Origin of the sequence: Blastopirellula sediminis, assembly GCF_020966755.1 — a bacterium.
Taxonomy (GTDB): Bacteria; Planctomycetota; Planctomycetia; order Pirellulales; family Pirellulaceae; genus Blastopirellula; species Blastopirellula sediminis.
Window position 1 is genome coordinate 1 of sequence record NZ_JAJKFT010000008.1, and the last position, 12,963, is coordinate 12,963.

11 protein-coding genes are annotated in these 12,963 nt (G+C 55.8%); 5 read left to right on the forward strand and 6 right to left on the reverse strand.

All coding sequences use genetic code 11. From position 1 onward, the window contains the following. The 6 genes from LOC68_RS11040 to LOC68_RS11065 all read right to left on the reverse strand — a co-directional run. The coding region (locus tag LOC68_RS11040) for a hypothetical protein (RefSeq protein WP_230218486.1) at positions 1–357 on the reverse strand (357 nt) is incomplete at its 3' end. After that, positions 354–1,100 (reverse strand): hypothetical protein, encoded by a 747-nt coding sequence (locus tag LOC68_RS11045; RefSeq protein ID WP_230218488.1) that lies wholly within the window; start codon positions 1,098–1,100, stop codon positions 354–356. The genes LOC68_RS11045 and LOC68_RS11040, both read right to left, overlap by 4 nt. 677 nt (positions 1,101–1,777) lie before the next feature. After that, the gene (locus LOC68_RS11050) at positions 1,778–3,709 is read right to left on the reverse strand and encodes a recombinase family protein (protein WP_230218490.1); all 1,932 of its coding nucleotides are present in this window, start codon (positions 3,707–3,709) and stop codon (positions 1,778–1,780) included. Positions 3,710–4,134: 425 nt separating this feature from the next. Further along, a complete protein-coding gene (locus LOC68_RS11055; RefSeq protein ID WP_230218492.1) occupies positions 4,135–5,364 on the reverse strand; it encodes a tyrosine-type recombinase/integrase in 1,230 nt (409 codons plus the stop codon). 18 nt (positions 5,365–5,382) lie between these two features. Next, positions 5,383–5,796: a hypothetical protein gene (locus LOC68_RS11060; RefSeq protein ID WP_230218494.1), complete on the reverse strand. Its 414-nt coding sequence runs from the start codon at positions 5,794–5,796 to the stop codon at positions 5,383–5,385. A 65-nt stretch (positions 5,797–5,861) separates the two neighbouring features. Continuing rightward, on the reverse strand, positions 5,862–7,031 hold the full coding sequence (locus LOC68_RS11065; RefSeq protein WP_230218496.1) for a hypothetical protein: 1,170 nt from the start codon (positions 7,029–7,031) through the stop codon (positions 5,862–5,864). A 476-nt stretch (positions 7,032–7,507) separates the two neighbouring features. Here LOC68_RS11065 and LOC68_RS11070 point away from each other — a divergent pair, with 476 nt between their 5' ends. The 5 genes from LOC68_RS11070 to LOC68_RS11090 are packed head-to-tail and all read left to right on the forward strand — an operon-like array spanning position 7,508 to position 12,962. Next, positions 7,508–9,262 carry a type I restriction-modification system subunit M gene (locus LOC68_RS11070; protein ID WP_230218498.1) on the forward strand — a complete coding sequence of 585 codons (1,755 nt, stop codon included), beginning with the start codon at positions 7,508–7,510 and terminating at the stop codon, positions 9,260–9,262. Beyond that, on the forward strand, positions 9,259–10,587 hold the full coding sequence (locus LOC68_RS11075) for a restriction endonuclease subunit S (RefSeq protein WP_230218499.1): 1,329 nt from the start codon (positions 9,259–9,261) through the stop codon (positions 10,585–10,587). The genes LOC68_RS11070 and LOC68_RS11075 overlap by 4 nt, the downstream gene beginning before the upstream one ends. Next, positions 10,584–11,255, forward strand: a complete 672-nt coding sequence (locus tag LOC68_RS11080) for a hypothetical protein (protein WP_230218501.1) — start codon at positions 10,584–10,586, stop codon at positions 11,253–11,255. Before LOC68_RS11075 ends, LOC68_RS11080 begins: the two co-directional genes overlap by 4 nt. Positions 11,256–11,306: 51 nt before the next feature. Next, positions 11,307–12,080: a hypothetical protein gene (locus LOC68_RS11085; protein WP_230218502.1), complete on the forward strand. Its 774-nt coding sequence runs from the start codon at positions 11,307–11,309 to the stop codon at positions 12,078–12,080. A gap of 30 nt (positions 12,081–12,110) precedes the next feature. Beyond that, a complete protein-coding gene (locus tag LOC68_RS11090) occupies positions 12,111–12,962 on the forward strand; it encodes a hypothetical protein (RefSeq protein WP_230218504.1) in 852 nt (283 codons plus the stop codon). Position 12,963 lies beyond the last annotated feature (1 nt).

Genomic DNA, 12,963 nt, shown 5'->3' on the forward strand with positions numbered 1-12,963 from the left:
CCGCGACGCGGCCAACTGGACGTCTGCGTCGGGCAGTTGATTCAAAGCCTGGACGATCTTGTTCGGCGAGGGGACGTTGTCCAGCGCACGCAGTACCTCCGGGCCATACCGAACTGTCAGTTCCGCGGTCTCCGTAACCAACGCTTCACCACCTTCACGCATCACCTTTGCCGATACCCGTTCGACCATTTCTGATCCAAGTTCCTTGGCGATTCGCTCCGCGACATCTTCGCCAACTTCTTTGGCGCCCAACCTGAGCAGTGACTGGGAAAGCATCGACGCCGGCGAGCCGTTCGCTGACGCCAAAGCGGTGAAGCCAATCAAGACGCCAACAAAACAAAATGTAAAGGCTCTCATGTTGCATCTCCGAGCAGGCGTTGCCGAAAGACTTCGCCATAGGCCCGCTGCAGCTGGTCGCACGAGTCGTTCAAAAGGTTCTTCAAACCAGGGCGCGGCTGCAAATCGGGCATTTCTTCGCCCGTGACTCCGTTCAAAACTGCTTGTTCGACTTGATCGATCAGCCGACGCACCGTCTCGCGCAGTTCCCCCTGCACACTTTCGGTACACCACCGTTCGACAGCCAGTGCAACGATCACGCCAACTGCAACACCGAGCGTTGCGCCGACGGGCCCTGTGACAAGCCCCCCTCCTCCGCCCACCGCTGCTCCGGCGCCGAGCGAACCACCGCTGACGCCGACCAAGCGGATCAGAATCGCGACGAAGATCTGCTCGGCGACGACCCCGGCGACGCCGGAAGTCGCTTCCGTAGCCACGAACAAAGCAGCGTCGCGTCGACCTGTCTCCGCAGCGAACGACAGCAGCATTTCATGAACTTCGCGCGTGAACGTGGCCGCATCGAGTTGATCGAACTCCGGAATCGAAGCGCTGCTGACGGCGGCCTGAATCTGCGCGAGCATTCTCGCCTGGTTCGTCTCAACGTCCTGGCGAAACATCGTAACCGACGCCCCTAGATCTCGCTCGATACGTTCCGCCGAAAAGACATACTTCTCTAACTTCCTGCCGATAAAGTCCCCCACGGTATTGCCTTCGTACCACCAGTCGATCGGCATCCGGCGAATGACGCCGAATCGACTTCCCATACTTGTGACGTCCCGCGTAAACGGAACAATCCCGGAGCGATATCCCGCGAACGACTCAGCGATTCGCGCCAAACATCGATCTGCGGCAGCGCGATTCGCCTCGTCCGCTTCGCGAATCGCCGGCAACACCTGCTCGTCAAAGACCGTTCGGCGAATCGCCGCTGGATCCTGAAACGACTTCGAACCGCGTTCAACTGTCGGCGGCCCGACGCGACGCCAGCAGACTGCTGTTACCCCAGCAACGAGAACACATAGTCCCATCGCGAAGACCAATCGTGGAACACCATAGGGTTCGTAACAAAGACGACGAATACTCCGCTGTTCTCCATGTTTCATACTCAATTCCTTTCTAAGAGTGGAATGCGAACAACTCGTTCGCCGGCCGATCCAGCGAACTTCTTCCGCTTCTCGCTCAGAACCGACGCGTAACGCTCACTTGGAACATCTCGCCTTGGCGTCCTTCTTTACGACGATTTTTCGAGCGACGATTCGCGCCAGCATCCTGACAAAGTCCCGCGTTGCGGCGGCGACTTCCTTGGTTGCTGAATTCGAGGGGCGACTTTCGCCCCGATCTCGGTTCGACATAAGACCTGCTCCTTTCAATTCGACTGGCGCATAAAAAAGCCCACGGCGATAACTTGCCGTGGGCAAAACGAATTCAATTTTCGCTTAGCGGATCATTGTTCAATCTCGTTCGTTTTCGGTTGAAACTTGTAGCGAGGATGTTTGTGTCGGCGCATCTTCAGCAAATCAGCGGGAGGTGCGTCGACCGGTACGTACGGTTTTTCGAGTCCCAATTCGTTCATTCGCGCCTGCAATCGCAGCGCATTTTGGACTGCCGGTTGCGTAATCCTAAGTTCGGCCGCGATTTGCCGCTGGAATTTGCCGGCGGCTCGCAGGGCAACGATCTCTTCGCGATGTTGCTCACGCTGAACCGGGTCGAACAAATCGACTTCCAACGTCCGCGTCAACAACTCGCTGGCCGCCGGAATCTCGCTCAAGTCGGGGAAAAGTCCCGAGAGACGCAGTTCAAACTTCGCCCGGATGAACAGGGCGCCGCCGTCGCACAGACGAATCGGGAACGCATCGATCCGACGAATCAATTGGCGCATCACGCGACTGAGGGCGTAGGGGTCCGAGGCCATCTCCTTCAGCGAGTTCCGCGCGATTTCGCGCACCTCGCTCGCCAACGGAAGTTGCGGAGCAGCGTCAGGACGTGCGGTCATCTCCTTTAACCGTAACTTCGCGTCGCTAATTTGCTCTTCGCGCTCCGTAATCTTCGCGGCGATCGACGCTGATGCGTTCCCGCTTGCGATGAACTCAACGAGATTATTCATCTCCCGCTCCAAGCTGGCTATTTCGCGTTCGAGTTTTCCGGTTTGCGTCTTGCGTGCGCCCGTCAACGCCCAAAACTCAGCCTGAACCGCCTGGTAAAGCGTTTCGGGAAACTCCGGTAACGCTTCGATTTCGTCGTAGACGGCTGTCAAAATCTTTTCCGCAGCCAGCGTCCCATCAAACGAAGCGCTCTGCCAGCAGGCGTATTCCTTCGCCCCTTTACACATCATGTGATCTTGCTGGCCATGTCCTCCCCAAACGAACGGATGGCCGCAAATCCCGCAAAACGTCTGCTGACCCGGAAACCGCGTTCGCTTCTTCGGGACGTTAGCCCGAGAATCGCGTCCGTTAACCTTCTTACGGCGAAACGGAGCATTCCTTTCGTCCAACATCCGAATCAAACGGTCGTACCGATCGGCATCCAGATAGGCGAGATGCGAGCACTCGCGCACCAGCAGTTCTTCCGGCGGAGCTTTTACCGATACCCGACGCCCAGTCTTGTTGATCCGTTTCGAAATCTTCCGATTCGCCTCCCGCACCCCTTTGAGGATCGGGTTGTGCAGGAGATTCGAGAGAGTGGAAACGGTCCACTTGTTCGAACGAACATAGCGTCCGGTCGGAACGCCGCTAAGATTCAACCAGTCGACGACTACGGAGTACGACTCCCCCTTTTCCAGGCGTTCGATCATCTCCGCAATGATTAATTCGGCCTTCGGATCCTTCGTGACCTCAGCGTCCGTCGCACCATGCGACGGTTTGATGTAGCCATAGGGGACCGTTTTGATCATCCCTTGCCCAAAACGATTCCGTAGGGTACGACGAATTCGCTTCGACGTATCGGCATTGCTGAATTCATGGCGCATCGTCGCAAAACCCGCCTTGAAACGCCAATCATCCTGGTCGGTATCCAGATCGTCGTTGAGGGTGACGACGCGAACGTCATTATCTTCCGCCAATTCCAAGAACGTAATCGCAGCGCTTCGCCGACAGATCCGCCCGAGGTCTTCCGCGATCACTAAATCGCACGTTCTCAACTCAATTGCGTCTTCCAAATCCCGCAGTTCCCGGCGATCCAGTCGCTCGCCGCTACCTCGACTTTGGATGACTTCGACGACCTTAAATCGGTCAGGCAGATTCTGATCGCACCAACGACGACAGGTCGCGACCTGATCATCCAAGGAGCGAGGATCTTGATGCTCCGTACTGATCCGAGCGACGATGAGGACGCGAATTACATTAGCGCTGCCGAAAAAACCCTGTTGATGATTCGTCATCACGAAACTCCGAAAGAGGAGTCCGTCTAGAACGTAGTCGCGTTGGCCCAATGGGACAACAACCTTGATCAATCGCGAGAAACCATGATCACAGGCGATAACGAATGATCGCCTTAAAACAATTCCGAGATCAGGACTTACGACCGCAAGTCGTCGCTTTGCACGAACTTACGACATCCCTTTTTCAGAATCCCGCTCTCTCCGCTTCCGTCGAAAGCCGTCAACGTAAGTCGTTGCCGGCTTTTATTTTGCGCCGATGGCAAATCGTTTGTCCCCCTCACTGAGACAAACACTGGGACAAATAAACCGGCTTGTCCTCCCCAGTTTGACTGGGTTGGCGGCGACTTCGTCTCCTTTTACCCATCTTCGTCTGCGTCACGCTTCTCCCTGTTGGTCGTCATGTCGACGAAAGCCAAGTCCAAAAACTACGCGACGTCAAAACTCGAACCTTCCTCGTCGTCGCTTCCGAGGAAGTTGATTTGCTCCATGCGCCGATGGCTGTCTTCCCGTAGGAGATGCCGATACAGCTGCGTCATTTCCGAATCGCGATGACCGAGCCATTCCAGCAGTTCGGCGTCTCGCGCTCCGTTGCGATACGCCTCACTACAGAAAAAGTGCCGCAGGCCGTGGACCGTCCCGGACTGAAATCCGATCTCACCAGGGGGCGTCGGAAACTCTTTCGTAAGCGGTTTGATGATCCGCTGCTGCAGATTCTCCAGCACGCGCCGATCGCTCAGGCGCCCGCCACGCGGACCATGGAAAATGCGCCCATCGGCCTGACGCGGAATCTGCTGCAAGACCTTGAAAAACTCTACGTGCATCGGCAGCGCACGTCCGCGCTTCCCCTTAATCCGGCGTTCGCTCCCAGTTTGCCGACGCCGCGGTACAGACCGCTCATCCGTAATCCGAATGGTACGTACGTCCAGGTCGACATCGCTCCAACGAAGCTGAGCCAGCTCGTTGATCCGCAGCCCCGACGTCGCAAGGCAGGTGATCACTTGCCCCATCCAAACAAGATCTTCGGTCTCGTTGCAGAACTCGATCATCCTGGCGACTTGGCGCCGCGTGTAGCAAAACGTCGAACTACCGCTTACCTTCGTCATCTTCAGGAGGAAACGGCAAGCCTGCGGCAGATGTCCCTCTTCCGTTAGCCATTTCGATACCGAGCAGACCATGTTCGCCTCACAGACGATCGTTCGGTCTGCGTAGTTCTTCTTGGCCAACATCGCGCCGTAGTCCAGCGTGTTCGCTTTCGAAATCTGCGACCAATACTGCAGCGATTTTTTGGCGCAGTATTCTTGGTGCTTGTCGCGAACCGACTTGTACCGCTGGACCGTCTTGCGACTGACGCCCCCCAACAACTCCGGCTTCTCGCAGCGCTCGATGTAGAGCGCCCATCCGGCCTCGATGGTCACGTCCTGGTCGGCGGCGACTGCCGCTGCGTCAATCAGTCCAACTTCAACCGCCTTTGCATGATCAAGCCGCTGTAATTGGCGAAAGGCCTCCTCTCGGTCTTTCGTGCCAAGCGACGGCTTTCCAAGCTGATACTTGCTGTTCATGCGACCATCGGCGAAATAAACGCCGGTTGGCTTACGCCGCAAATACCAGGTGAAGTTTGCGCACACGATCGGCGCATCTTTCGGTTTTCTGGGCATGTAATTCCTCGAATGAGTTTACGTACGAGCCGCAGACATCCAGGCCGGACGCGGCCCAGGAAGCGGCCCGCTGGATGTTTTGTTCGTAGTTTTCGCCTCGACCTGTTCGCTCGCAGCGGTTCCGTTTCGCTCGAGCGCATCGCTCGGAAACAAGACACGCCCCCCTTTCCCGGCCGGTTGGCGATAAGAGATCTTGTTATCGCGCTTGAGACGCCAGATGGTCGCCAAGGACAGTCCGGTACGACTCGCCAACGTCTCTGCGTCGACGTATTCCAATTGACGGTGAGATTCATCCGTACGCGATCCGTTCAGAAACGGGGAAATCGCTTCCGACTTCACCCATCGCCGCAGCGTGTCGACGGAAACGCCAGAGCGTTTACTAAGCTCTTGAATCGAGAGCAATTGCGTTGCTTCACCAGAAGAATTGGACATGCTTCAACCGGAAAAAAAAGAGGATGAACTTCCTATCCTCTTCCGGTTGCAAAATAACGGTCTCGCTATTTTGGCTCGACCCGCGCACGAACTAGCTCAATCAGTTGATCGAATTCGACCGCAGTCGTAGCGTCAATATCCAGAGCTTCTCGGATTTGATCGTTCGACTTCGCGCTTCTAACAAGACTCTCGATATCCATTATCAATTCCGCCAACGCCGTATTCGCTTGCGTTTGTGAATCTGCTTGCTCGCTCGCGATTCCCCCCAACGTTTCGTTACCTGCCAGTCCAGATTCGGGCAAAGCCGATTTCGCCCGTGATTTGGTTGGACGATGTTGAGCGACCTTCCCAATTGATTCCTGAACGACCTTTGACAACTTCTCGATTCCCATGAACCGAACCCACATCGGGATCAAATAGGGATGCCCGGTAACTAATTGAAACGCAGACCGATAACGCATGTTCGCCGTCGAAGGTTTGATCTCCAATTCGTTCGCCACTTCTTTGAGCGTCCTCTCCCTATCGGCCGAGTAAGCGCCCGCTTCCCAACCTTCACGCAGATCCCAAACGCGAAGGTAATCGGCATAGCTGTCCGATCGATCTCGACCAACGACAATACCTTTCTCATTGCGCCAGCGAGAGAGCATTGGCTTCAAATCACGTTCGATCTGCCGATCCGAGACTTCAGGATTGATGTAGACGATCGGCTCGTTCAGCATCTGATCGATCTTCATCTCTTCGATCTGACGAAGAGCCCCCAGGCCCGCCGCTTTCCGAAACCCTGGATCCTTCTCATCGCTCATTGCCGCAGTAATCTGCGTAGCGGCATCCTGAAAGTCCTCAGCCGACATCGCTGAAATCAGAATTCCCCAAATTCGCCGCAAGCTTACCGGTGAAATGGAACCGCCGAGCCATGGTGTTAGCCGTTCTGATCCTTCAAGGTCGTCGAACTCAAGCTGCGGATCAGGCGCGAAGGAGGAAACGCCAATCGCATTAAGTAGCTGGGCGGAACGAGCCGCTACCTGAATTCGCAGCGACGATTCATTGTCGGTCGGCATTTCCCGGCCTTGCTGCGCCCACTCAAAGAAAAACTGGGCGAACTTCCAATTCTGGAGATAGACCGGATGCCGTCGCGTGACTTCCCAACGGAACTTTACAGGCAACTTCCGCAATTGGCCCTCAGGACGAGGAATAACGAGATAGGGTTGGCTCCCGACATCGCCCTGCTCTTCCACCAGAATCCTCCTTGCGTCACGTTCTCAAATCTTCCGCTGAAACTGCCGCAGTATCTCGGCTCGAACGCCTGTTCAATGCATCCGTAAATGCTAAACCGTTCACCATATTATTATGACGCAAAAGCGGCCAAAATTTAGCGCAACTCGCACCGCACGACGCGCCAATAAATGCGTTTTTCGTTTTATGCCGCGATCACGGCGATTTTTTAGCTTCACCGGCTTGGTCAAATCGCAATCCGGTGACAACGCGACGCCGAATTCCGCCAAAAGAACCCTGATGCGGGACCGCCCCAATTGACCAACCGTGTCAAACCCCACCGGTAAAACCATCTATACCGCCCCCGCCCCAGTTTCCGCCTGGTTCCGGCGTCAACAGGGATGCGTCCAGCCTCCCGCCCCGTTAAATTAGGCGGGTTACTGCTACCCTTCGCGGCGAATGAGCGCCGTTTTGAATTTGCCTGAATGCAAAGACTGCGATGAATCAGAATCTCTCTTCGTTTATTTGGTCGGTCGCCGATCTGCTCCGCGGCGACTACAAGCAGTCGGAATACGGCCGCGTTATTCTTCCCTTTACCGTCCTTCGCCGCCTCGACTGCGTGTTGGAGTGGACCAAGGTCGCCGTTCTAAAGGAGTACGACAAGCGGAAAGCGGCCGGGGTCAATCCCGAGCCGTTCCTCCGGAAGAAATCAAAACAGCACTTTTACAATACCTCTCCCCTCGACCTGAAGAAGCTCATGGGGGACGCGGATAACATTCGCGAGAACCTCTTCTCCTACGTCGAGGCCTTTTCGGCCGACGTTCGCGACATCTTCGACTGCTTCGACTTCCACAACCAGGTGCAGCGGCTCGACAAGGCCAATCTCCTTTACCTGGTGACCGAGAAGTTCGCCAATATCGATCTCCATCCCAACGTCGTCTCCAACGAGCAGATGGGGCACGTCTTTGAAGAGCTGATTCGCAAGTTCGCCGAAATCTCCAATGAGACCGCCGGGGAGCACTTCACGCCGCGGGAAGTGATTCGCCTGATGGTCAACTTGCTCTTCATCGAAGATGACGAGGCCCTCACCAAGCCGGGCGTCGTCCGCTCCCTCTACGATCCGACCGCTGGGACTGGGGGCATGCTCTCGGTCGCTGAAGAGCATCTCGCCCAGCTCAATCCTGACGCGCGGCTCGTCATGTACGGGCAAGAGCTGAATGCCGAGTCGTACGCCATCTGCAAGGCCGACATGCTGATCAAAGGGCAGGACGTCAGCCAGATCGTCCTCGGCAACACCCTGGCCGACGACGGGCTCGCCGGGCAGCAGTTCGACTACATGCTTTCCAATCCGCCGTTCGGCGTCGAATGGAAGAAGATCCAGAAGGCGATCCAGGACGAACACAAGCAGCAAGGCTACAACGGCCGCTTCGGTCCCGGGCTACCGCGGGTCAGCGACGGTTCGCTCCTCTTCCTAATGCACCTGATCTCGAAGATGCGCCCCGCAAAGGATGGCGGCAGCCGGTTTGGGATCGTGCTCAACGGTTCGCCTCTTTTCACCGGCAATGCCGGCAGCGGCGAAAGCGAGATCCGCCGCTACGTGCTCGAGAACGACCTGCTGGAAGCGATCATCGGGCTGCCGACCGACATGTTCTACAACACCGGGATCAGCACCTACGTCTGGATCGTCACCAACCGCAAGCCGAAGCATCGCCAGGGGAAGGTGCAACTGATCGACGCCAGCGGCCTGTGGCAGAAGATGCGGAAGAGTCTCGGCAGCAAGCGAAAAGAATTGTCGGACGACCATATCGAGCAAATCACCAAGCTGTTCGGCAAAGCGAAAGCAGCCAGCACGACCGACGCCGACGGCCAACAGGTCCCGATCAGCCGGATCTTTAAGAACCAGGACTTCGGCTACCAGACGATCACCGTCGAACGCCCCGAGCGCGACTCCAAGGGAAACGTCGTCAAAGAGACGAAGGGAAAACGCAAAGGACAACCGAAGCCCGACAGCAGCCTCCGCGATACGGAAGACGTCCCGCTGGCCGAAGAGATCGAAGCCTACTTCGAGCGGGAAGTGTTGCCCCATGTGCCGGACGCCTGGATCGATCACGAGAAGACGAAGACCGGCTACGAAATCCCCTTCAACCGCCACTTCTACGTCTTCAAACCGCCGCGCGATCTGGCGGAAATTGACGCCGAGCTGAAGGTGGTAACCGATCGGATTGTGGAGATGATTGGGGGGCTTTCGCAGTGAGTTTTCCCCAATACGCAGATTACAAGGAAAGTGACGTCGCATGGCTTGGGGAAATCCCGCGTTCATGGGAAGTACGTCGTCTTGGTTCGCTGTTTCGTCAGGTGGCAGAGGAAGGAAGTGAAGGCTTGCCAATACTCTCGGTCTCGATACATCATGGTGTTTCTGACCGCGAATTTGACGACGAAGAACTCGATCGAAAAGTAAATCGCAGCGATGATCGATCTAAGTATCGAAAAGTTCAACCAGGCGATTTGGTTTACAACATGATGCGCGCTTGGCAAGGAGGGTTCGGAGCTGTATCGGTTGAAGGCATGGTCAGTCCCGCATATGTAGTTGCGCGGCCTTTATCGGACATGTCTACTCGGTTTATCGAGCTTCTATTGCGCACCCCGCAAGCGATTGTAGAGATGCATCGGCATTCGCAAGGTGTTACAGACTTTCGACTGCGACTCTACTGGGAAGAATTCAAATCTATAAAGATTCTGTTTCCCCCGCTGGATGAACAGAACGCTATTGTGAACTTCCTCGACCGCGAGACCGCCAAGATCGACGCGCTCGTCGCCGAGCAGCGGCGGCTGATCGAGCTGCTCTCCGAAAAACGCCAGGCGGTCATCAGCCACGCCGTGACCAAGGGGCTCGATCCGAACGTGAAGATGAAGCCGTCGGGGATTGAGTGGATTGGTCTCCTGCCCGAACATTGGAGCACGCCTCCACTGTTTGCGAGGTACTATGCGGTATTGGGAAAGATGGTCGACGAGCAAAAGGCGACCGGAAAGTACCCGATTCGTTATCTGCGCAACGCAGATGTAAATTGGGATTCGATAAACACTCACGATCTCCCTGTGATCGATATTGAACCGGGAGAGATCGAGCGATTTACAGTCTCACCAGGAGATCTCCTAATCTGTGAGGGTGGCGCCGGCATCGGTCAAACGGCGATATGGGACGGTCAACCGGCGCGATTCGCGTTCCAAAAGGCATTGCATCGCCTTCGTCCGTGGAAGGCGAACAAGGAAAACCCAAGGTTCTTCTATTACTGCATGAGGTACGTTGTTGAAACTGGATTCGTGCTGGCGGGAGGGACGGCCACCATACCGCACCTGACTGGAGAAGCACTTCGAAAGTACCGTTTTCCAACACCACCGTTCAAAGAACAGAATCAGATCGTCCAATTTCTCGACTGCGAAACAAGTAGATTTGATCAACTGCAATCGGAGGCAGAGCAAGTGATCTCTCTCCTCCAAGAACGCCGCACAGCGATTATCTCCGCGGCAGTCACCGGCAAGATCGACGTACGCGAATTCGCTTGTCAGGAGGCGTCATGAACCTCCCCCAAGCTTCCGCACAAAGCGTCGCGAGAGAACTCAAGAAACGCCATTTCCCAGGACAGCACGTCCTTCCCTACAACCGCTTCAGTGTTGAGAACTCTACGCATTGGTGGCTTTCGCCAACCGGCGATAAGGGGGCGTTTCGCTACGGCAAGTATATCTTGACGACCGACGGCGGCTGGCTGAAAGAGGGGACGCTTTTTTGCGGGTGGAACATCGAAAAGGGAATGCTCCATTCCGGCTCGTGGCCGGCCAGTAACGTCATGAACAAGTCGTGGCATTGGCACAAATTCTTGCTGGTCGCCAACGAGCCGCTGGTGCAGATGATGGACGAAGCCCGAGCAGCGACCGATGGCGATCTACAACTGGTCGTTTGTGCCGGCATGCCGGGGGCCGAAACCGCAACGGTCGTGATGAGCGTCAACGGATCAAGACTAAAGCCAGCTGCGTATCAGGCCAGCGATGGAATCCTGGTCGACTTGGCCCGCAGCGCCGATATGGCGACGTTCGTCGACGCGCTGCGAAAACTGGATGGAGCGCCGACCGCGTGGCATTGGATCGACATCCGGATCGGGCAAGCGTTTACTCTCGATCGTAATGGTCCGGATCAACTGGACGATTGCGCGAGGATGCTCAAGCCTTTTCAGCGATGGGTACATTCGTAATGGGCGATACTCAGCGATTACGCCAAACTCGGACTTGGGGGCAACCGCGTCATGGCTGAAACGCCGGACATTACCGATTCCTGGTGCCAGCATATTCCTCTGCTGCATCGGATCGTGTCAGGAGCAACGCCGGCGTCGCAGTTTCCGGAGCCTGCCCGCACGACGGAGCTTTTTGCCGCCTGCGCCGTTTGGGAAACGCTGCACTACGCGCTGAAATACCTCCTCGGTTGGCAACGGCCGGGCGACGGACTGGCCTGGTGGTATGGCGCCGGCAAGCCGGTTGAAGATTCACCACTGTTAGGTATCGTGTCGGAAATCTGGGATCGCGCTGGGGAGCTTGATTACTACGCTGCCTACGTTTGGCGAATCGAGAGTCCTGACCATGCGGTGTATACATCCGATCTCGCCAAATCGATGGCCGCTGTCTCGTCGAATTCGGATGAACAATGGTGGCGAGACCTGCTACGACGGAAAGATACGACTTGGTTAAATCCGTTCGACGGCGGAGGCAACTCGCTCCATCTCGGCCATAGCGACTGGTTTGGAAGCGACGAGCCAGAAACCGATCGGGCCGAGTTGTATCACAATCCAAAGACCCGCCGCGCGGTTCTGGTCGTCAACCAGATCGGCGCCTGGCGACACGACCTTAAAAGGGCCGAGTCGCAGCTTCCCGACCTGGGAGATCGCTCCTGGCACGTGCGGGTGGTCGATCCGCGCTACGGCTGCCTGGGAACGTTCCGCCGGAGTCGCGTCACCGGACTTTGGTTTCAGGGGAAGCATTCGATACATTTGCGTGGGAATCCATCAAAACCCGATTCGCCGTAATTCCGGCGAACTATCATTAGGTAAACCGATATGGGGCAAGACCGCAACTCGGGCAACAAAGGCGATCAACTAAAGCACTGCCTTTTGGCGGAGACTTTGGGGAATTGCGGAGATTGGTCGAACATTACCTATGCCGAGACTCATGCAGGCGCAGGAGTTTATAGTCAGACGAAACAAGAGGAAGAAGGAGCGACGCATATTGCTGACCTTAGGGCCGACATCTTGAGCGTTGGCAAGTTAGATCCTTCGAGCGCCGGGAGTCGGTATACGAATCTTTTAGAAGATTGGTGGCAAGCCGAATCAAATCAAAAACTCTATCCCGGAAGCGTTTGCCAAGCACTACTGCAAACAGCGTCCATGAATGAGAACTGCGGCATTGAGGAAGTTCAAGTCCGAGTTACGGAGGCATGCCCGCATACTCATGAAAGACTGACGGAAGCATTAGCCCCATTCGGATACCAAGCCAGGCATGATGCGTTCCAACACAATCTGGACTGGCTTACCGAAAACGACGACCTGTTCCTGTTGATCGACCCTTTTACTTATACGACAAACCGAGACGCTCTAGACATAGGGCACATCGATTTGGAAACGCTCAGCAAGTTCGTATCCGCTTGCCTAAACAAATCTCGATGTATAGTAGGTTTCTGGTGTGCGATGGGGCGAAAACAGCCTGAGGGGAAGACTCTTCAAACGCAGTTCAATTCCGAACTTCGGCAACTTGCGGAACGACAAGACGCACTATTTCGTTATTTCAGCTATGGTCAGTATTCTATCGCCTGGATTGGTATCGCTGGTGGTCGGCCTGCAATCGAGCAAATTCCCCGCAAAGCCAATTGGAAGCGGACATGGCTTGAGAAAGTAATCAAAGAGTCAGAATAGA

Excerpts from the sequence above, each read along its gene's own strand:
- LOC68_RS11080 (WP_230218501.1), top strand. The coding sequence starts at position 10,584 with ATGAACCTCCCCCAAGCTTCCGCACAAAGCGTCGCGAGAGAACTCAAG.
- LOC68_RS11070 (WP_230218498.1), top strand. The coding sequence starts at position 7,508 with ATGAATCAGAATCTCTCTTCGTTTATTTGGTCGGTCGCCGATCTGCTC.
- LOC68_RS11055 (WP_230218492.1), bottom strand. The coding sequence starts at position 5,364 with ATGCCCAGAAAACCGAAAGATGCGCCGATCGTGTGCGCAAACTTCACC.
- LOC68_RS11045 (WP_230218488.1), bottom strand. The coding sequence starts at position 1,100 with ATGGGAAGTCGATTCGGCGTCATTCGCCGGATGCCGATCGACTGGTGG.
- LOC68_RS11060 (WP_230218494.1), bottom strand. The coding sequence starts at position 5,796 with ATGTCCAATTCTTCTGGTGAAGCAACGCAATTGCTCTCGATTCAAGAG.
- LOC68_RS11085 (WP_230218502.1), top strand. The coding sequence starts at position 11,307 with ATGGCTGAAACGCCGGACATTACCGATTCCTGGTGCCAGCATATTCCT.
- LOC68_RS11050 (WP_230218490.1), bottom strand. The coding sequence starts at position 3,709 with ATGACGAATCATCAACAGGGTTTTTTCGGCAGCGCTAATGTAATTCGC.
- LOC68_RS11090 (WP_230218504.1), top strand. The coding sequence starts at position 12,111 with ATGGGGCAAGACCGCAACTCGGGCAACAAAGGCGATCAACTAAAGCAC.